The sequence below is a fragment of the Roseibium sp. genome (assembly GCF_965216085.1).
In the GTDB taxonomy this organism is placed as follows: Bacteria; Pseudomonadota; Alphaproteobacteria; order Rhizobiales; family Stappiaceae; genus Roseibium.
In genome coordinates, this window is sequence record NZ_OZ244138.1 from 5856514 (window position 1) to 5874462 (window position 17949).

Genomic DNA, 17949 nt, shown 5'->3' on the forward strand with positions numbered 1-17949 from the left:
AATGGATCAGGCCACAGTCCTGTTGATTGACGATGAAGACGATCTGCGTACGTCCTTGACGCAGGGCTTGGAACTATCGGGCCAGGACGTCTTTGCTTCCAGCCAACCGGAAAACGTTCTGGAACGGATCAACCGTGATTTCTACGGTGTCTTGGTCAGCGACATCCGGATGCCGGGGACCGATGGCTTTACGGTCATGAAACAGGCCTTTGAGATCGATCCGGCTCTGCCCGTCGTTCTGATCACCGGGCATGGAGATGTTCCGCTTGCGGTGGAGGCCATGCGCGCCGGGGCTTATGATTTTATGGAAAAGCCCTTCACCGTGTCGCATCTGGCGTCCGTGGTTGAACGCGCGCTCGATAAACGCCGTTTGGTTCTGGAAAACCGCAAGCTGCGGGAAGAGCTGGCGGATCGCACCGGATTGGAAAGCCGCCTTGTCGGCCGGACTCCGGCGATGGATTTGCTGCGCCGGAATGTGTCCGCATTGGCAGCGACCGATGCCGATGTCTTGATCCTGGGCGAAACTGGATCGGGCAAGGAGGTTGTTGCCCGTGCACTCCATGACGAAGGCCCGCGCAAGGAAAAACCTTTTGTTGCCCTCAACTGCGGGGCCTTACCTGCTGAAATTATTGAATCGGAGCTTTTTGGTCACGAGAAGGGCGCCTTTACCGGGGCCAGTGGCCAAAGGATTGGCAAGCTTGAACATGCGCACGGCGGCACCGTCTTTCTTGACGAGATTGAATCCATGCCGCTCGATCTTCAGGTCAAGCTGCTGCGCGTGATCGAGACCCGCACGATTGAGCGACTCGGTTCAAACAAGGCGATTGAGCTGGATGTCCGCTTTGTCGCCGCTACCAAGGATGACTTGGAAGCTGCTGGCCGGGAGGGCCGCTTCCGTTTGGATCTGTTTTACCGTTTGAATGTGGTCAATATTGAGATACCGCCGCTGCGCGATCGTCTCGAAGATATTCCGCTGCTCTTCCGTCATCTTGCGATCGAGGCCCGGGCCCGCTACCGGCGTGAGATCCCGGACATCACCGACAGCTATATGACCAGCCTGATGGCACGGGATTGGCCGGGGAACGTCAGGGAACTGCGCAATGTCTCCGACCGGTTTGTCCTTGGCTTGGAACAGGATCCCGAGCAGCAAGCAGGCCCCGGAGCCACCTTGTTCGAGCAAGTGGCCTCTTATGAAAAGACATTGATTGCCGCGGAGCTGAAACGCAACAACGGCGCCATCAAACCGACCTATGAAACCCTCGGGCTCTCCCGGAAGGCGCTTTATGAAAAGATGCGCAAATACGGGCTGGAAAAAGAAGACATGATGTCGGTCTAAAAAAATTCTACTGCATGTCACAGCCGGAAAAGCTGCCTCGTCACCTTTGTATCGAACCTATTCGATCTAAACGAGGTATTTGAAATGACTGCAGCAACTGCACCTGTAAATCATCATCAGCAAATTCCGGCGATTGCCCAGACCCTTGGCGGTGTCTCCGCTTCCTTCGTGAAGGAGGGACTGGAAGCCAAGCTTCAGCATCTTGTTGATCTGCGGGTTTCCCAAATCAACCAATGCGCCTTTTGCGTCAAAATGCATACCAAGGAAGCTCACGAGGCAGGGGAAACCAGCGAACGGCTCGAGCGTCTGATCGTCTGGCGTCATGTTTCTGACTTCAGTGAAAAAGAAAAGGCTGCTTTTGCCTGGGCCGAAGCGCTAACCTATGCAAATTCTGAAACGCAATATGGACCGCTGCGCGCGAACCTCAGACAGCATTTTTCGGAAAATGAAATCAGCCTGCTGACGGCCGCCATTGGTATGATCAATCTCTGGAACCGGGTTCAAATTTCGAACTATTGATATGAGTGAGCACGACAAACTCGACAGGTTTGAACAGGCCAGGCCCCGCCTATTGGGGCTGGCCTACCGCCTGCTTGGATCTTGGGCGGATGCGGAAGACGCCGTTCAAGATACCTTCCTGCGCTGGCAAGATACGGATGCCGGCGTGATCCACAATCCTGATGGCTGGCTGACAACGGCCTGTACCAACCGCTGTCTCGACATCTTGAAGTCCGCTGGACGTCAGCGGGTCGACTATGTCGGTCCATGGCTGCCGGAACCCCTACAGACCGAAACGGTCGCGGGCCCAGAGGAACGGCTTGAATTGGCGTCTTCTTTGACCACGGCTTTTCTTTTGCTTTTGGAGCGGCTCAGCCCGAAAGAACGGGCTGCCTATCTGCTGCGCGAGATCTTTGATCACCCGTACAATCAAATCGCTGAAACACTGGATCTTTCTGAATCGGCTTGCCGTCAGCTGGTATCCCGGGCCGGCCGGGTCATTGGCAAGGACAGTGCACGCTATGTGCCCAGCGAAGAACGGCAGAGCGAACTTTTGTCCGCTTTTCAAAATGCGATCCGCACTGGCTCGCTGACAACACTCAGTAGCATGCTGTCGGAAGACATTGAGCTGCACACTGATGGCGGCGGCAAAGTCCGGGCGGCACTCCGGATTCTGAGCGGCCGGGAAACGATCGAGATCTTTCTGCGTCAGGTTCTCTGCAAAGCATGGCCTGGGTATGACTTGAACACAGCGGAGATCAACGGTCGGCAAGGGTTGATCGCATCTGAGAATGGCGAAATCACCGCTGTCTTGACCGCCGAGTTCGGTGAAGATGGAAAAGCCCGTCAGATTTTCATCATGCGTAATCCGGAAAAGCTCCGGCATTTCATGACGCTCGCCCGGCATGAGGCTGGCAGTGGAGAACTAAAGGTCAACTGAGCATGTCGACAGAACGGAAAACCTTGAGTGTCGTCCTGTTGACGACGCTGACGGGATGGATCGGCTTTTCTCTTCCCTTCCCGATTTTCAGCCACATCTTTCTGGATCCATCCCACGGCATCGTCACAGCTGACATGAGTACCGTGACCCGAACTGTGCTTCTCGGGGTGGCGATGGCGCTTTATCCGCTGGGTCAGATGATCGGCGCCCCATTCCTAGGCCGTCTGTCGGACAAATACGGACGCAAACCGGTGCTGGTTGCCTGCCTCTGGCTGACAACACTGGGCGCTCTGATCCTTGCCTTTGGTGTGGCAGCCGGATCCATCGCGTTGATCCTGATTGGCAGGCTCTTCACCGGTGTCGCCGAGGGCAGTCTGGCCATCGTCCAATCGATCGCGTCCGACATCAGTTCTCCGCGCACCAAGGCTCGCAACTTTGCCTATATCGGCATTGCGATTGATGTCGGTTTCATCATCGGTCCCATCGCAGGTGGTTTGTTGTCGGATTCAGCGCTTCATCCCATGTTCAATGTGGCCTTGCCGTTCTGGTGCGGAGCCGCGGTGTTTGGCGCAAATGCGGTAATGGTGATGGTATTTCTGTCTCCGGCTAGACAGGCAGACAAACAGACAGCACCTGCAAGAAGTCTGCGCGCAGCTCTGACAGACCGGTCACTGGTTCCAGTTTTTGCGCTGACCTTTGCGACCTTCTGGGCGATCATGATCTTCTTTGATTTCTCAGCTGTCTATTTCGTCCAGGTTTTTGACACTCAACCGGCCTTGCTGGGCGTTTTGACAGCTTTGATATCCGCGCCGTTGATCGCCTCAGGGCTGGTCGCCGGCAAGGTCAACGAGAAGATCGGACCGGTGAAAATGGCGTACCTGTCCCTTGGATTGCTTGCAGGCGGCACAGCACTTTTTCTGATCCCGGACAGTCTGATTGGGCTCGCCCTTCCCGTGTGCATCATTTGTGTAGGGATCAATTTCGGCCAGACAGCCACATCGGTGATTGCTTCCGATCGGGCAGGTCCGGGTGAACAGGGCCAAGTTATGGGCCTCTACCGGTCGATTACTGTTGCTGCGGCGGCGATTTCAGCAATCATCGGCGGTCTTCTGGCTGGTTATGCCCCGCAAGGACCGTTTTTGACCGCAATTTTGGCTGCTGGCTTGGGCTTTCTGGTCTTGAATGCCCTTCAAGGTACGCCTGCACCGATAGCGGAAGACGCCTAATCTCAGAAAAACGATGTTGCAGCTGCCGATGTGTCGAAACCGACCCATCGGTAGTTTACCATGTGTCGCTTTCCACCCAGAATCTTAATCATCCGATTTCCTATACGGCAAATCATTGCATTCTCACCGACTGGTTTTGGCCATTTTTTGCCAGTTTCTGGAAGTTGGCACAGGCTTTGCTGTTAATGCTGCGACCCGCGCCTTGCGCTGTCCAGCCACAACGGCTGTCTTTTGAGAAATGTCTGGGAGGACATCCAATGAAAAAGTTTGTTATTGCCGCTGCTGCTGCGGCTTCTTTCGCCATGACATCTGGTGCTTATGCCGCTGATGAATGTGGCGACGGCGAAATCGTCATCAAGTTCAGCCACGTTGTGTCCGCGCAAGGTCACCCGAAAGGTGAAATGGCCTCTGCTCTGGCGGATCGCATCAATGCGGAAATGGATGGTAAGGCCTGCATGCAGGTGTTCCCGTCTTCGCAGCTGTTTGACGACAACAAGGTGATGGAAGCCCTTCTGCTCGGCGATGTTCAGCTGGCAGCCCCGTCACTTTCCAAGTTCGAATCCTACACGCTGAAATACCGCTTGTTCGATCTGCCGTTCCTGTTCTCCAACATGGAAGCAGTGACCACATTCACCAAGGGTGAAAAAGGTCAGGAACTGCTCGGTGCTATGTCCGACTACGGTTTTGTAGGTCTCGGATATGTCTTTAACGGCCTGAAGCAGTTCTCTGCCAACAAGCCGCTGGAAGTTCCGTCAGATGCCAAAGGCCTGAAATTCCGCGTTCAGACTTCTGACGTTGCGGTTGCCATGATTGAAGCCATGGGTGCAAACGCTCAGAAACTGGCGTTCAAAGAAGTCTATGGCGCGCTGCAGACCGGTGTTGTGGACGGTCAGGAAAACACCTGGTCCAACATCTACACCAAGAAGTTCTTTGAGGTTCAGGACGGCACCACTGAAACCAACCACCAGCTGCTGACCTACCTGGCAGTGACGTCTCAAGAATGGCTAGACAGCCTGGAAGTTGGTACCCGTGATCAGTTCCTGAAGATCTTCAACGAAGTTGCAGACGAGTACAACAACCGTTCCACCGAGATCAACGCTCAGAACAAAGCCAAGATCATCGAAAATGGCGGTGTTGTCCGTCAGCTGACACCTGAGCAGCGCGACGAGTGGGTTAACACCATGAAGCCGGTTTGGGGCAAGTTTAAAGACGACATCGGTCAGGACGTGATCGATGCTGCGGTTGCATCCAACCAAGCCAGCTAATCCTGGCTCATCGTGACCGGGCACAGCCCGGTCACACTTTTCGTTTTCAAAAATCAGTTGCCGCATGAAAGCGGCTGGAAGCCGGCGCTGATCGCGCAGGTTATGGGGAGGCTTGCATGTCCCGCGTCGGACGGTTTGTCGATTCTTTGGAAGAAAACATCATCGCCATCATCCTGGCGCTGATGACCATCGTCACCTTCAGCCAGGTGGTCGCCAGATACGGGTTCAACTCCGGCTGGGGCGGTGCTTTGGAACTCACCCGCGTTCTGTTCGCCTGGCTCATCCTTTTCGGTATGAGTTACGGGCTCAAGATCGGCGCTCACCTCGGCGTGGACGCTGTCATCAATCTTCTGCCGCGTCCGCTGTTCCGTCTCGCCGCCCTCCTGGGCGCAGCGCTGACGGTCCTTTATGCGCTTCTGCTGTTTGATGCGACATGGTTCGGATCGCTGTTTGGCTTGGACCACAAAGGATCCACCGGCGGCGCTTACGCTTATGTGGCGAAGTTCTACAAGCTGCCCATCGGCATGGAAGATCTGAAATGGCCGGTGTTCATCCAGGAATGGTTTGATGTGAAGGAGCGTGTCCCGCGCTGGATCCCTTACATCATTCTGCCGATTGGCCTTCTCCTGCTTGCCTTCCGCGCGGCCCAGGCTTTTGTCCTGATCCTCATGGGCAAAAAAGACGCCATCATCGCTGCCCACGAGGCAGAAGAGCTGGTGGCGGAAAACAAAGACGTCTTGAAGGACTGAGCCGATGGAAACCGCATTCCTATTTTTCTTCGTTTTCGGCTTTTTGTTCCTCGGGGTTCCGATTGCCGTCTCACTTGGCCTCTCCGCCGTTCTTTACATCGCGCTCTTTAGTCACGATTCCATGAGCTCCGTGGCTGTGCAGCTGTTCAACGCCTCGCAGAACTTCACCCTTCTGGCGATCCCGTTCTTCATCTTGGCCTCCAGCTTCATGTCGACCGGCGGTGTTGCCCGTAGGATCATCCGATTTTCGATTGCGACGGTCGGCTCGATCCGGGGTGGCCTTGCGATCGCGGGTGTTTTCGCCTGTATGTTGTTCGCAGCGCTCTCCGGGTCGTCTCCGGCAACGGTGGTCGCCATCGGCACCATTGCTATCGCCGGCATGCGTCAGGCGGGCTACACCAAGGAATTCGCAGCTGGTGTTATCGCCAACGCGGGTACTCTCGGCATCCTGATCCCGCCGTCCATCGTGATGGTCGTTTACGCTGCTGCCACCAACGTTTCCGTCGGGCGTATGTTCTTGGCGGGTGTTATCCCCGGCATCATCGCCGGTCTGATGCTGATGATCGCCATCTACATCATGGCGCGGGTCAAGAACTTGCCCGCACAGCCGTGGCCGGGGTTCAAGGAAATCTGGGGCGCCTTGTCAGAAGCTGCTGTCGGCCTTTTCCTGATGGTCATTATCCTCGGCGGGATCTATCTCGGCATCTTCACCCCGACGGAGGCTGCGGCGGTGGCCGCCGTTTATGCCTGCCTGATCGCCCTCTTTGTCTATCGTGACATGGGTCCGCTTTCAGGTATTGGCTGGGTCGAGGAAAGTGATAGCCCGCTGGCGCTTACTGGCTTCAAGGCGATCACCTATTCGGTCGTCTTGATGCTGGCCTGGTCTGGCATTGCCTATGGTGTGACCGACCGGACCGCGATGTTCGGTTGGGATAGCCTTGTGGTGCTTCTTGTTGCCCTTGTCGCCTATCCGCTGCTGCGCGCTGGCATCAGCCCGGCCCAGCTCACGCCGGCCTATGCCGCAGGTGGGAAGGTCTGGGGTCGGAACCTTGCAATCATCGGCTGGAAATTTCTACCGGCATTGTTCCACAAAGACACCAAGAAGGTTCTGACGGATTCGGCCAAGACGACCATCATGTTGATGTTCATCATCGTCAACGCGCTGCTCTTTGCACACACGTTGACGGCCGAACAGATTCCGCAGGTGATTACCGACTGGATGGTCGAAGCCGGCTTCAACTGGTTCACCTTCCTGATCGCGGTCAACATCCTGTTGTTGATCGGCGGCCAGTTCATGGAACCGTCGGGTCTGCTCTTGATCGTTGCGCCGGTGGTGTTCCCGATCGGTCTTGAGCTTGGAGTGGATCCGATCCACCTGGGTATCTTGATGGTCGTGAACATGGAAATCGGCATGATCACCCCGCCGATCGGTCTGAACCTCTTCGTGACATCCGGTATAACGGGCATGAGTCTGGTTCAGGTGGTGAAAGCGGCCGCACCGTTTGTATTGGTATTGCTGGCGTTCTTGATCCTGGTGACCTACGTCCCGGCGCTCTCCACATGGCTGCCGTATATGCTGATGGGTCCGGAGATCATCACAAATTAGATCCAACGTTATACTGAATATAACGCTTTAAGCGGCGGGCTCAGGCCCGCCGTTTTCCTTTGTTGAGTGATGGCGTGCCCATTATTTGAAAGAGCGTGATCGCTTTACCGCCGGATTTGAAGATAATGATCTCCGTATTGAAGCTAGGAGCAGCGAATGCCGTCCTCAACAGATCCATTTTCATCGCTGACTGAATTTATCACCACCCCGGAAGAGCTGGAGACCATCGGGGGGCATCCCCTTCCGCAAATTGTGGCCAAGGAATTGCCCGCCCTCGACGAGATTTGCCGTGATTTTATCTCCCGGTCCCCTTTTTGTTTTGTCGCCTCTGCCAATCCGGGTGGCCATATCGACATCTCGCCAAAAGGGGATGCGGCCGGCTTTGTAAAAGTCCTCTCGCCATCGCTGTTGGCCATTCCGGATCGTCCGGGCAACCGCCGTCTCGATACGTTTCACAATCTTCTTAAGGATCAGCGCGTGGGGTTGCTGTTTCTTCTGCCAGGACGGGGAGAGACCCTTCGTGTTCGCGGCGAAGGAAAATTGACCCGTGACCCGAAGCTCCTGAAAAGCTTTGAAGTTCAGGGTCGTTCTCCAAAGTTGGCTTTGGCCGTTCACGTGACGTCTGTCTTCATGCATTGTCCCAAATGCGTGTTTCGTTCTGGCCTCTGGCAGCCCGACGCCTGGCTAGATGTAACCGGCCTTGCAGACATGAATGAAGCGATGGTCAAACACGCCCAAATCGGCCTCAGTCCGGAAGAGTGGTTTGAAACACTCAAACAAAAAGGCGAACTTGATCTCTGGTGACAGGATGAGCCAGACCATTTGACTGCCGATGGCGGGCGCACAAAAAAACCGGCCTCCGAAGAGACCGGCTGCGAGGTATCTGCTTCTTTTTGGAAGAAGTCGGTTTAGACGACGCTGCCCAGTTTCATGGCAACGCTCATGTCGCCTTCCACTTGCATCTTGCCGCCCATGAATGCTGCAGTCGGGTTCAAGTCTCCGGACAGCATGTCGGCCAGATCTTCAGCGGTCATCTTGATGGTGCAATCCGCCTCGTCATTGGCATTGCTGACGTCGGAACCTTGCAGAAAGATTGTGCCGGCATCGCCAAGATCGAATTTCACGCTTTCTTCGATACCGCCACCGGAAACCTTGTCGCGGATGTCGTTGGTGAGCTGTTCCAAGGACATAGAATTTTCTCCCATTTGGTTGAGGCGCTAGCCTCTCGTTGCTTCACTTGAAGCATGCCCTTTACGTAATCGTCAAGCTCAAAATGTCTTTTGAAGACTTCTTTGCCAAATTTTGACGATGCAAAATACAAACCTGCGCAGATACTCTCCGCTTTTCATCAGTTCGCCAATAAAAAACACGGGGCCATTGGACCCCGTGTCTTAAAAGCCAATGAGACTGAGTAAGCCCAGCTTATTTGAAAACATCGAAGGCAAAGCGGTACGTCACGCCCAAACCAATGTTGAACTGGTCTTCGCTGCCAATCTTGGCAATCGGGCTGTCGGCCGCATCGCCGATCAGGCGTTCATAGCCACCCTGCAGATGGAGCCGGACATCGTCGTTCCAGTCATAGCTGACGCGTGCAGCAAGCCCGACAGATTTGAAACCAGTTCCGCCTGGATCGTATGCGGTCAAACGGCCACCGCTGGCCGCAGCTTCTGCAGCGGACACGCCGAAATAGGTGTCCATGTAATTGCCGGATGCAAATTCAGCGCGCGGGCCGATGCTCAGCTCCCACTTTTCTCCTGGATAGAGAATTCCATCGAATCCGAGCTGGCCGACCTGGCCTGTGTGACCATTAAATCCCTGGCGCAGTTCTGCAAAGGCACGCCAGTGTTCGCCTCGAAAACCGCCGCCAAGGCCCAATTCCAAGGCCCAGTTGATCTTGTTGGTCCCAGTCAAATCTGTCGTATCGCTTGCTTCGCGCGAGCCGACAAACCCAAATGAGGGGTAGAAAAACACACCGCTGCGCCGGCGTCCGTCGACCACCTGACCGATGCCTGGAACAAAGAAACGGCCAACTGAAATTAAAGGAAACGGATAAATAAGATAGGAATCCGATGCTTCATAGCGCGGTTTGATCATGGCTCCGACACCGAGATCGACCACAAACTGGCGGTTTGCGTCTTGTTCAGACAGACTGCCGCCCTGCGCAAAAGCTGCTCCGGAAACGGTCCCAGCCAGAAGGGCAACCACGGCCCGCGATATGATTTTTTTCATGTGGTCCACACAATACCGGAAATTGTCAGGCCGGAAGATAGCACGATCAGTGCTAACGCAAAGTGCGGGAGAGTCGGGTTTTGATTAACTGTTGCATTTTGGCACCGCGTTATCAGTGGGGAATTATCTGCCGTTTTCCCACGCAACACCCGGTTCGGCTTGCAGCCGGCAGTTCGGAAAGCTACATGAAGAACAACACCCGCTCATAAAGGCAACGGACCGGACCATGACAGCCCTTTTCACCGTGATCCTCATCGCACTGCAACTCTATGTCTATGTTGTGATCGCCAGTGCGATTTTCTCCTGGCTCTTTGCCTTCAACATTGTCAACCCGCGCAATCAAATCATCGCGATGATTGGGCAGGTTCTCTATAATCTCACCGAACCCGCACTGCGGCCGATCCGCCGGTTCATGCCGGATCTCGGCGGGGTCGATATTTCTCCAGTTGTGCTGCTGCTTGGCATCATCTTCATTCAGATGATCATTCAGACCAACTTGATGCCGCTGTTCCGCGGTTTCTAAATTCTAAAAAAGAAAACCCGGGCACGACGCCCGGGTTTTCTTTTCTGAAGTCTTTTCACTCTTCGATTTTTCGCGCCTCGTCCGGCAGCATGATCGGAATGCCATTGCGGATTGGATAGGCCAGTTTGGCCGTCCGGGAGATCAGCTCCTGTGCATCCGCATCGTATTCCAGTGTTGTTTTGGTGACTGGACACACAAGAAGTTCCAGAAGTTTCCGGTCCACTGGCCGGTCAGGTGTTTCATTCATAAAAGATGCCGTTTCCGCTTTTAGGGCTTATTGCAGCGTTGCTCCGCCATCATTTTCGGAGCGCGCCAGATCCATTTCCGTGATCGCGATCAGGGTTTCAGCCCGTGTCTTGAGATCGTGAGCCTCCAACAGCGCCTGTTTTTCCTGCGGCCCGTAAGGGCACATCATACACAAGGCATTCACCAGAACTTCTGTTTCTGCCTCAGAGACACTATCCCAATCGGCTTCCAGGCTGTTGGCGTCGAGATATGCCCGCAACGTGTTCAATAGACCGTTGCGATCTACGTCTTCTTCGCCTTTTCCACATTTCAGGTCATCGGAAAAAGGCGCAAAATCGACCTCCACCTGCCGGAATTTTGTCAAAGCCGACAGCTCTTTGCCGATCTTGAAACGGGTGACCCCTTGAAGGGTGATCAGGTAACGGCCGTCTCCGGTTTCCTGAAATCCGGTGAGGCGCCCGGCGCAACCGACGCTTTCCAGAACCGGATGATCCGGATCAGAGGCCGGTCGGCCTGCAGACGGCTGCACCATGCCGATCAGACGATTGCTGGCCAAGGCCGAGTCGATCATGTCGATGTAGCGCGGTTCAAAAATGTTCAGGGGCAGTTGGGTTCGTGGAAGGAGCAACGCACCGGAAAGTGGAAACACGGGTAAAACAGGCGGCAAATCCGCGATCGTTTCATAAATGGCATTTCCTGCCTGCATCTTTGGCCCTTTAGCTTGTCTTTATTGCCTTTGGCTATGCTGGCGCCAATCAGCCGTTACCGGCATATCTGTGGCGGCAGCAGGCAATCGTCAAGCAAACAGAACCGCGGAGAGTTTGCGCCGGCCATAAGCGCTGGCTTCATCCTTGAAGCCCCAGGCTTCAAAAAACTGGAGCAGCTGCTTGCGCGCACCGTCTTCGTTCCACTCCCGGTCCCGGCGGACGATTTCGATGAGTTGATCGACAGCCGCTGTTTTTGCACCTTTGGCATTCAATCCGAGTGCAAGATCAAACCGGGCCTGATGATCATCCGGGTTCTGGGCAATGCGCTCTTCAAGACCTGCTAAATCGCCAAGAGAAGCGGCCTGTTCGGCCAGATCTACAGCTGCTTTGGCTGCCATATAAGCTTCGTCGGTCCGTTTGTCTTCAGGAGCCAGGTCCAACGCCTGTTTGGCCCGCTCCAGATCGTCTGCGCCGAGGTAACACTGTGCAAGGCCCGCAATCGCCTGAACATTGTCGGGCTCTGCCTGCATCAGAGCCCCGAAGAGCTGTGCGGCTTGCCCAAAGTCCTTATCAGCCAGCAAGGCTTGCGCTTGCTCAAGATAGGCTTCGGCCGGGTTGGCTTGCGCCGGACCGCCAACTTTTTCAATAAACGCCTTGATCTGGCTTTCCTGCTGGGCGCCCATAAATCCATCGACCGGCTGCCCGTCTTTAAATGCAATGACGGCCGGAATGGACTGGATGCCCATTTGCCCGGCGATTTCCGGGTGGTCCTCAATATTCATCTTGGCGAGCTTCACGGTGCCGCCAGCAGCTGTGACCGCTGCTTCGATCAGCGGTGTCAGTTGTTTGCAAGGGCCGCACCACGGGGCCCAAAAATCCACAAGAACCGGTTGCTGCCGGGAGGCCTCCATAACCTCCGCCATGAAGGTTTGTGTCGTGACATCAAAGATCAGATCGCCGCCAGCTGCACCGCCCGGTCCGTTGCCGCCGGCGCCACCGCCGCCATTACCGCCTTGACCATAGCCGCCGCCCATACTAGCGCCGAAACCGCCGCCGACCTGGCCGCCAATGCTGTAGTCGCCGTTGCTCATAGATCTGCCTCTTGCTGTTCGGCTGGTGAAAACTTCAGCCACATATCGGATGCCATCACCTGCATCGAATCCGCTTCTAACATGGCGCGGCCGATAGGGGATTACAAATGTCTTTCAAAGGACTTCCAAAATGGAAGTCTATGGGCCGCCTTATTCTGCGGCTTGCGCCTGGGCGCTCACTGCCAGGATCTGAGGTTCGTGGCCACAAGCCTTGGCGAAGGCGATCAGGTCGTCTGACGAGATGGAGGTGGTCGCATCGTTCTTGAGCGGATGATAGTTCAAAACATCATGCGCCATCATTGCGGCATCGAAGACCGCCGTTACCCGCTGGTCTTGACGGTCGTTGATCAAGGAGAACGGAGTCACCGATCCGGGCTCTACTCCAAGAACTTCCATCAAAAGGTCCGCATTGCCAAAAGAGACCCGGCCCTGTGCTCCAAGGATCTGATGGACTTTCTTCAGATCGATGTCTGCGTCATGCAACGTGGTGATCAGGAACAGGCGGCCCTTCTTGTCTTTGACAAACAGGTTTTTGGTGTGCCCGCCTGGAATGCGGTCGTGCAGGTCACCGGATTCAGCAACGGTGAATACAGGATCATGATCCACAGTGGTTACGTCGATCCCCAATTCCTGAAAGAAGCTCATGAGCTCATCGCGGCTGGCTGGCATGGTGTTTCCTGAAAAAAAATTGTCCTTTGGCAGCTCTCTAACGCGTTTTGCGTCCTTTCGGCAAGGCTAAGGCCGTCACGAAACCAGCCAAATTCCGCCAATTCCAGAGGTGTATTGAGCCGGAAATCCACAAAAAGACAGCTAAAATTTTTCTGCAGATTCGGTGTTGCATTCTGTTTCGGCTTAGTCCATATACTGCGCCACCGACGACGGGGCACACGCCCTCCAGTCGGGACACTATGCGGGTGTAGCTCAGGGGTAGAGCACAACCTTGCCAAGGTTGGGGTCGTGGGTTCGAATCCCATCGCCCGCTCCAATTTCACCGAAGGGTGCGAAAGCCAGTTGCAGACCATGCAGCTGGCTTTTTTCGTTTGTGCGCTAATTTAGTGAAAATTTTCAAATTGATTGAGATAATTCCAGAGTACAACTTTAGAGGAAGTTTATTTCCCTCATACTAGTTTCCCTGTGCAAACTGCGCATGGCGAATTTGTCAGTGATTCACCAACCAGGCGCGCATGTAACTGCTTCAAGCCAACTTACGCAGCGGAGTCAATCGGTTCCGCTGCTTTTTCGTTTTGAGCTTTCTCGCGCCAAGTCTTCTGGGCCAGGATTGATGTCTGATCTCAAATAGATGCCTGAAATAATCTCTCAACAAACTTGTTTATTTGGCGACCATTGAATTCGCGATTTTGCGGCCGAGTTTTTGAAGAGACGATTTCCTTCCGAAACTGAGACCTGATGACGCAGCTATGAATAGCGCTTGCAGTTTTGACGACGATTAACATACCATAAGGTATGGTATGTAACAGAGGTGAGCACTATGAACGTCTTTTTTGCAGCGGCGGCCTTTCTGTCGGCAGCTGTGTTTTTGATCCATACGTTTTTGGGTGGGCGGACGATCGCTGTGCCGTTGCTGAAGGCGCAGGATCTGCACCCGGTTCCCAAATTGACGAGCTACTACTGCTGGCACATTGTGACGATCACCCTTGCGATTGTTTCTGGCATGTTTGTCTATGCGGCTTATTCGCAAAGCGGCACCGATCTTGGATGGGCGGCGACGTTATTGACGCTCGGATACTGCCTTCTTGGTCTCTGGGTGCCGGTGGCGAAGAGTCAAACCTATAAAAATATGCCACAAGGCTGGCTGTTTCTGCCGATTGTGATCATGGGAGTTTTGGGCGGGAGCACATGACTCAGAAGAAGCGGTTTGGAAAAGGCGATTGGATAACGCTGGGATTCCGCCAGCTGATCAAAGACGGGATCAATGGACTCACCCTTGATGCCCTCTGCCGGACTGCTGGCCGCACCAAAGGATCCTTTTATCATCACTTTAAGGATCACAACGCCTACCTGGTCGATCTCGTTGAAGCGTGGAAACAGCAAAACACCCTGGATGTCGCGGCAGAAACCATGGCGGACGATCCGGCTACCCAGGCCCAAACGCTGGCGAACCTTGCAACGCACCTTGACCATGATCTTGAGCGGGCCATGCGCCAATTTGCACAGGTTCATGAAACGGCGCGCCTTGTGGTCCGTCAGGTTGATCAGATCAGAACCAGCTTCATTTTCGATCTATACCGGGCGCAAGGGTTGGATAAAGAGACGGCTGCGGATATTGCAAAAATCGAATATGCGGCCTTTGTCGGGGCTCAGATTGTCTGGCCTGAAATGACACCTGAAGACCGTCTTGCCTTGGATAAGCGGTTTGCCAAGATGGTTCAAAACTGCCGAAAATCCGATTTTCAGTAAGATCAAACGTCTAGATCAGGGGCTGTTCAGTAAGAGCCGCTTGAACAGCCAAAAGCTGATCGATTTTAAGGTGGTAGAGCATCTTGTCTGCGTTCATCTGAACGCAGGATGCTCTAGAAACGGAGATTTTCTCCTTGGCATCAGCACAAATGCGCTCAGGCGTAACCAAGTTGCAAGGACTCTCCTGTATAGAATTGCGGATGTAACCGAGTTCCTGAATAGAAGTTTGATATGGCTGCGTTTCGCCAACCTATTACCGCAATCGTGATCGCGTTCTGGTTCTGCTTTTGGCTGCTGAACGGGCTCGATAAGTTTTTCGCCCGCCAAGACGTTGGGTTTGTCCATTGGTGGGGCAATCATCGTGTCGAAAAGTTCACGATGTATTTTGACCGGCTGGCGATCGATCCGGCCTATGTAACTGGAACGCTCATCTTTGCCGGGATCATTGAATTCCTGGCAGCAGGTATGTTTCTTGTCGCAGGTATCCGGCTTTTCCAAGGCAGGCCGGGTGCGGCCTATCGGACAGACCTTGCGATAGCAGCGTCCGTCGCTGTGTTCTTGGGGTTCGCAATCTTCGACGTGATTGTGGGGGATCGGGCTGAGCTGCTTGAGCATTCCACCTATATCGGCGTGTTGCTTGTGTCCTTCCTGGCGGTCGCGGCTGAAAGTTTCTTCCGCCATTTGAAGGATCTGGACGGTGACAGCACCATCAATCGCACCTACCCGCCCGAAACCCGGTAGGTCGACAGGATCTGGGGCAACCTTTGACGGCTGCCCCATTCTCTTTAGAGTTTAATACCCTGCCGTCAGAGCACCCTGGCGGCGCGGGTCGGAGGCACCGGCCAGAACACCGCTCACCTTCATGATCGACTGGGTCGAGCCCATGACATTTTTGAGCGCAATCTTGTGGCCGCGGCTTTCCAGGATCCGGATCGTGTCTGGAGACAGGCCTTCTTCAATCCGGATTTCATCGGGGAACCACTGATGATGAACCCGCGGCGCGGCCGTCGCTTCGGCAATGTTCATCTGGTGATCGATCACATTCAAGATGATCTGCAGCGTGGTCGTAATGATCCGGCTGCCGCCTGGAGATCCGGTTACCAAAAACAGGCCGCCATCTTTAAACACCAGAGTTGGGCTCATGGACGATAGCGGCCGTTTGCCACCTTCAACGGCGTTGGCAGTTCCGCCGATCAAGCCGTAGGCATTCGCCGATCCCGGCTTGGCGGAAAAATCATCCAACTCGTTGTTGAGCAAAACACCGGTTCCATCCGCAGTCAGACCGACACCGTAAGAAAAGTTGAGCGTATAGGTGTTGGACACCGCATTGCCGTCCTTATCGACTACTGAATAATGCGTCGTTTCGTTGCTTTCATAAGGGATCGGGTTGCCCGGCGCGACATCTGTGGATGCGGTCACTGCGCCCATGTCGATTGATTGTGCCAATCCTGCCGCATAGGCCGGGTCTGTCAATCCATTGACCGGAATGTCCGAGTAGTCTGGATCACCGAGATACTTCGACCTATCCGCATAGGCCCGGCGTTTGGCCTCTGCCATCACATGAATGCTGTCGGCTGAATTCAGGCCATACTCGCGCATCGGATAGGCTTCGAGCATGTTCAAGATCTGAACGATATGCACGCCACCGGAAGAGGGCGGTGGCATGGAGGCAATTTCATATCCCCGGTAGGCACCCGTTACTGGGGTCCGCCAAACCGGCTCATAGGCCGCCAGGTCTTCGACTGTCATGCCGCCGCCGGAAGCTTTTACCTTCGCCGCAATTTTTTCGGCAACGTCGCCTTGATAGAAGCCGGACGCTCCTTTTTCAGCGATCAAGCGCAATGTCTTGGCAAGATCGGATTGTTTGAGCGTTTCACCTGGAAGATAGGGAACAATTCCAGCTTTGAAGAAGATGGCTGCCGTCGCTGGATCTTTGCCGAGCCGTTTGATCCGGGCGGCGAGTGAGGAGGATAGATCGGGCGTCACTTCAATGCCGTCTTCAGCCAGAGCAATGGATGGCGCGATCAACTCTTCCCAAGTGACATTGCCGCTGCCGTGTTTTTCAAAGGCAGCCGCAAACCCGGCGACCGTGCCAGGCACACCAATCGCGAGCCCGGAAAATCGGGACTTTTGATTGTCCGGCTCCCCGTCTTCGCCCAAAAACATGTCACGGGTGGCGGCTGCCGGCGCTTTTTCTCGGTAATCAAGCGCGTCGGTTTCGCCGGTCGCGGCCTTGTGGATCATCATAAAACCGCCGCCGCCAAGATTACCGGCGCGTGGCAGAGTGACAGCGAGTGCAAATCCCGTGGCGATAGCCGCATCAATGGCATTGCCGCCTTTTTCCAATATCGCGACACCAACCTTGGTGGCGACTGCTTCCTGGCTGGCGACCATACCGTTTTGCGCGGTCACCGGATGGAACCTGTCCTTACCGGAATAAATCGGTGTTTCCTGCGCAAGTGCCGGTACACTGCCAGTCAGGGCCACTGCCCAGCTCAAGCTGGCGATAGCTGCCGCTTGGATCAGCTTATGATGGATCATCCAGACCTCCCCTAATTTTCAAAACATTCAACCCTGGAATGTGGACAAGGAATAATGCGCGCGCAACAACCAATTGTGAAAAGTTGCTTTCTGACATTTGGACATGATTTGATACAGGACAAGGTATCGAATCGCCTGGGCAGAGACATTGGACAGCGAAAAGCTGTTTCTTTGGAGGGAGTGGACATGGGTGACTTTTCTGGAATTTGGCGGAAAAAACTGAGTGCGCTTGCCTTGCTTCTTGGGGCCGCCACAGTTTTGACGCCCGGCGATGCACTGTCCGCTGACACCGTTGCCGGTAAGGCGCTGGCCTTGCAGTGGTGCGCGTCCTGCCATTTGGTGTCCAATGATCAGTCGAGCGCTTCAAGCGTGTCTCTGCCAAGTTTTTTTGATATGTCCAAGGACCCAAGCTGGACGGCCGAAAAACTGGCGACCTTTCTTGCCAACCCCCATCCGCAAATGCCGGATATGACACTCGGCAATATCGAGATCACCAATCTTGCCGCTTACATTCAGTCGCTGAATTCGAACTGATCGCTTATCCAGTTTGTTTTCTCTGGATGGCGGTGCAATC

General features: G+C 54.6%; 20 protein-coding genes and 1 tRNA gene. 14 read left to right on the top strand and 7 right to left on the bottom strand.

Annotated elements, in window-relative coordinates:
• Position 1 precedes the first annotated feature (1 nt).
• The 8 genes from ACOOFE_RS27355 (at position 2) to ACOOFE_RS27390 (ending at position 8424) form a co-directional block, all read left to right on the top strand.
• Entirely contained in the window at positions 2 to 1336 is a 1335-nt protein-coding gene (locus tag ACOOFE_RS27355) for a sigma-54-dependent transcriptional regulator (RefSeq protein WP_420412938.1), read from the top strand.
• A gap of 84 nt (positions 1337 to 1420) precedes the next feature.
• On the top strand, positions 1421 to 1855 hold the full coding sequence (locus tag ACOOFE_RS27360) for a carboxymuconolactone decarboxylase family protein (RefSeq protein WP_420412939.1): 435 nt from the start codon (positions 1421 to 1423) through the stop codon (positions 1853 to 1855).
• Position 1856: 1 nt separating this feature from the next.
• Positions 1857 to 2774, top strand: coding sequence for an RNA polymerase sigma factor SigJ (gene sigJ, locus ACOOFE_RS27365; RefSeq protein WP_420412940.1), 918 nt, complete (start codon positions 1857 to 1859; stop codon positions 2772 to 2774).
• A 2-nt stretch (positions 2775 to 2776) separates the two neighbouring features.
• Positions 2777 to 4000 carry an MFS transporter gene (locus ACOOFE_RS27370; RefSeq protein ID WP_420412941.1) on the top strand — a complete coding sequence of 408 codons (1224 nt, stop codon included), beginning with the start codon at positions 2777 to 2779 and terminating at the stop codon, positions 3998 to 4000.
• A 257-nt stretch (positions 4001 to 4257) separates the two neighbouring features.
• Complete coding sequence (locus ACOOFE_RS27375) at positions 4258 to 5265, top strand: DctP family TRAP transporter solute-binding subunit (RefSeq protein WP_420412942.1); 1008 nt, start codon at positions 4258 to 4260, stop codon at positions 5263 to 5265.
• A gap of 116 nt (positions 5266 to 5381) precedes the next feature.
• Complete coding sequence (locus ACOOFE_RS27380; RefSeq protein WP_420412943.1) at positions 5382 to 6014, top strand: TRAP transporter small permease; 633 nt, start codon at positions 5382 to 5384, stop codon at positions 6012 to 6014.
• Between the two features lie 4 nt (positions 6015 to 6018).
• Entirely contained in the window at positions 6019 to 7620 is a 1602-nt protein-coding gene (locus ACOOFE_RS27385) for a TRAP transporter large permease (protein ID WP_420412944.1), read from the top strand.
• A 156-nt stretch (positions 7621 to 7776) separates the two neighbouring features.
• Positions 7777 to 8424, top strand: coding sequence for an MSMEG_1061 family FMN-dependent PPOX-type flavoprotein (locus ACOOFE_RS27390; protein ID WP_420412945.1), 648 nt, complete (start codon positions 7777 to 7779; stop codon positions 8422 to 8424).
• Positions 8425 to 8528: 104 nt separating this feature from the next.
• On the opposite strand, the gene ACOOFE_RS27395 is transcribed toward ACOOFE_RS27390, so the two are convergent.
• Together ACOOFE_RS27395 and ACOOFE_RS27400 are read right to left on the bottom strand one after the other, a co-directional pair.
• Positions 8529 to 8810, bottom strand: a complete 282-nt coding sequence (locus ACOOFE_RS27395) for an SCP2 sterol-binding domain-containing protein (RefSeq protein WP_141184372.1) — start codon at positions 8808 to 8810, stop codon at positions 8529 to 8531.
• Between the two features lie 232 nt (positions 8811 to 9042).
• Positions 9043 to 9849: a MipA/OmpV family protein gene (locus ACOOFE_RS27400; protein ID WP_420412946.1), complete on the bottom strand. Its 807-nt coding sequence runs from the start codon at positions 9847 to 9849 to the stop codon at positions 9043 to 9045.
• A 226-nt stretch (positions 9850 to 10075) separates the two neighbouring features.
• Between ACOOFE_RS27400 and ACOOFE_RS27405 the strand changes: the two genes are divergently transcribed.
• Positions 10076 to 10372, top strand: a complete 297-nt coding sequence (locus ACOOFE_RS27405; RefSeq protein WP_141184374.1) for a YggT family protein — start codon at positions 10076 to 10078, stop codon at positions 10370 to 10372.
• A gap of 55 nt (positions 10373 to 10427) precedes the next feature.
• Here the strand turns inward: ACOOFE_RS27405 and ACOOFE_RS27410 are convergent, their stop codons facing one another.
• The 4 genes from ACOOFE_RS27410 to ACOOFE_RS27425 all read right to left on the bottom strand — a co-directional run bounded on the left by ACOOFE_RS27410 (position 10428) and on the right by ACOOFE_RS27425 (position 13085).
• On the bottom strand, positions 10428 to 10619 hold the full coding sequence (locus ACOOFE_RS27410; RefSeq protein ID WP_141184375.1) for a Trm112 family protein: 192 nt from the start codon (positions 10617 to 10619) through the stop codon (positions 10428 to 10430).
• Positions 10620 to 10646: 27 nt separating this feature from the next.
• Entirely contained in the window at positions 10647 to 11324 is a 678-nt protein-coding gene (locus tag ACOOFE_RS27415; protein ID WP_420412947.1) for an LON peptidase substrate-binding domain-containing protein, read from the bottom strand.
• Between the two features lie 90 nt (positions 11325 to 11414).
• Complete coding sequence (gene trxA / locus ACOOFE_RS27420) at positions 11415 to 12359, bottom strand: thioredoxin (RefSeq protein WP_168206518.1); 945 nt, start codon at positions 12357 to 12359, stop codon at positions 11415 to 11417.
• 207 nt (positions 12360 to 12566) lie between these two features.
• Complete coding sequence (locus ACOOFE_RS27425) at positions 12567 to 13085, bottom strand: prolyl-tRNA synthetase associated domain-containing protein (RefSeq protein WP_420412948.1); 519 nt, start codon at positions 13083 to 13085, stop codon at positions 12567 to 12569.
• 241 nt (positions 13086 to 13326) lie between these two features.
• On the opposite strand from ACOOFE_RS27425, the gene ACOOFE_RS27430 reads away from it, so the two are divergent.
• The 4 genes from ACOOFE_RS27430 (at position 13327) to ACOOFE_RS27445 (ending at position 15575) form a co-directional block, all read left to right on the top strand.
• Positions 13327 to 13401: transfer RNA gene (locus ACOOFE_RS27430), tRNA-Gly, on the top strand.
• Positions 13402 to 13905: 504 nt separating this feature from the next.
• Positions 13906 to 14277, top strand: coding sequence for a hypothetical protein (locus tag ACOOFE_RS27435; RefSeq protein ID WP_420412949.1), 372 nt, complete (start codon positions 13906 to 13908; stop codon positions 14275 to 14277).
• Positions 14274 to 14834 carry a TetR/AcrR family transcriptional regulator gene (locus tag ACOOFE_RS27440; protein WP_420412950.1) on the top strand — a complete coding sequence of 187 codons (561 nt, stop codon included), beginning with the start codon at positions 14274 to 14276 and terminating at the stop codon, positions 14832 to 14834. Before ACOOFE_RS27435 ends, ACOOFE_RS27440 begins: the two co-directional genes overlap by 4 nt.
• 231 nt (positions 14835 to 15065) lie before the next feature.
• A complete protein-coding gene (locus ACOOFE_RS27445; protein WP_420412951.1) occupies positions 15066 to 15575 on the top strand; it encodes a hypothetical protein in 510 nt (169 codons plus the stop codon).
• Between the two features lie 51 nt (positions 15576 to 15626).
• Here ACOOFE_RS27445 and ggt read toward each other — a convergent pair whose 3' ends face one another.
• On the bottom strand, positions 15627 to 17375 hold the full coding sequence (gene ggt / locus ACOOFE_RS27450) for a gamma-glutamyltransferase (protein WP_420412952.1): 1749 nt from the start codon (positions 17373 to 17375) through the stop codon (positions 15627 to 15629).
• A 186-nt stretch (positions 17376 to 17561) separates the two neighbouring features.
• Between ggt and ACOOFE_RS27455 the strand changes: the two genes are divergently transcribed.
• Positions 17562 to 17909 (top strand): c-type cytochrome, encoded by a 348-nt coding sequence (locus ACOOFE_RS27455; RefSeq protein ID WP_420412953.1) that lies wholly within the window; start codon positions 17562 to 17564, stop codon positions 17907 to 17909.
• The last annotated feature ends 40 nt before the right edge of the window (positions 17910 to 17949 follow it).

What these genes read in the sequence shown, in the direction of transcription:
- ACOOFE_RS27395 (WP_141184372.1), bottom strand. Translation starts at nt 8,810, where the DNA reads ATGTCCTTGGAACAGCTCACCAACGACATCCGCGACAAGGTTTCCGGT.
- ACOOFE_RS27355 (WP_420412938.1), top strand. Translation starts at nt 2, where the DNA reads ATGGATCAGGCCACAGTCCTGTTGATTGACGATGAAGACGATCTGCGT.
- ACOOFE_RS27385 (WP_420412944.1), top strand. Translation starts at nt 6,019, where the DNA reads ATGGAAACCGCATTCCTATTTTTCTTCGTTTTCGGCTTTTTGTTCCTC.
- ACOOFE_RS27425 (WP_420412948.1), bottom strand. Translation starts at nt 13,085, where the DNA reads ATGCCAGCCAGCCGCGATGAGCTCATGAGCTTCTTTCAGGAATTGGGG.
- ACOOFE_RS27360 (WP_420412939.1), top strand. Translation starts at nt 1,421, where the DNA reads ATGACTGCAGCAACTGCACCTGTAAATCATCATCAGCAAATTCCGGCG.
- ACOOFE_RS27410 (WP_141184375.1), bottom strand. Translation starts at nt 10,619, where the DNA reads ATGAATGAAACACCTGACCGGCCAGTGGACCGGAAACTTCTGGAACTT.
- ACOOFE_RS27405 (WP_141184374.1), top strand. Translation starts at nt 10,076, where the DNA reads ATGACAGCCCTTTTCACCGTGATCCTCATCGCACTGCAACTCTATGTC.
- ACOOFE_RS27445 (WP_420412951.1), top strand. Translation starts at nt 15,066, where the DNA reads ATGGCTGCGTTTCGCCAACCTATTACCGCAATCGTGATCGCGTTCTGG.
- trxA (WP_168206518.1), bottom strand. Translation starts at nt 12,359, where the DNA reads ATGGGCGGCGGCTATGGTCAAGGCGGTAATGGCGGCGGTGGCGCCGGC.
- ACOOFE_RS27435 (WP_420412949.1), top strand. Translation starts at nt 13,906, where the DNA reads ATGAACGTCTTTTTTGCAGCGGCGGCCTTTCTGTCGGCAGCTGTGTTT.
- ACOOFE_RS27440 (WP_420412950.1), top strand. Translation starts at nt 14,274, where the DNA reads ATGACTCAGAAGAAGCGGTTTGGAAAAGGCGATTGGATAACGCTGGGA.
- sigJ (WP_420412940.1), top strand. Translation starts at nt 1,857, where the DNA reads ATGAGTGAGCACGACAAACTCGACAGGTTTGAACAGGCCAGGCCCCGC.
- ACOOFE_RS27415 (WP_420412947.1), bottom strand. Translation starts at nt 11,324, where the DNA reads ATGCAGGCAGGAAATGCCATTTATGAAACGATCGCGGATTTGCCGCCT.
- ACOOFE_RS27375 (WP_420412942.1), top strand. Translation starts at nt 4,258, where the DNA reads ATGAAAAAGTTTGTTATTGCCGCTGCTGCTGCGGCTTCTTTCGCCATG.
- ACOOFE_RS27400 (WP_420412946.1), bottom strand. Translation starts at nt 9,849, where the DNA reads ATGAAAAAAATCATATCGCGGGCCGTGGTTGCCCTTCTGGCTGGGACC.
- ACOOFE_RS27455 (WP_420412953.1), top strand. Translation starts at nt 17,562, where the DNA reads ATGGGTGACTTTTCTGGAATTTGGCGGAAAAAACTGAGTGCGCTTGCC.
- ACOOFE_RS27390 (WP_420412945.1), top strand. Translation starts at nt 7,777, where the DNA reads ATGCCGTCCTCAACAGATCCATTTTCATCGCTGACTGAATTTATCACC.
- ACOOFE_RS27380 (WP_420412943.1), top strand. Translation starts at nt 5,382, where the DNA reads ATGTCCCGCGTCGGACGGTTTGTCGATTCTTTGGAAGAAAACATCATC.
- ggt (WP_420412952.1), bottom strand. Translation starts at nt 17,375, where the DNA reads ATGATCCATCATAAGCTGATCCAAGCGGCAGCTATCGCCAGCTTGAGC.
- ACOOFE_RS27370 (WP_420412941.1), top strand. Translation starts at nt 2,777, where the DNA reads ATGTCGACAGAACGGAAAACCTTGAGTGTCGTCCTGTTGACGACGCTG.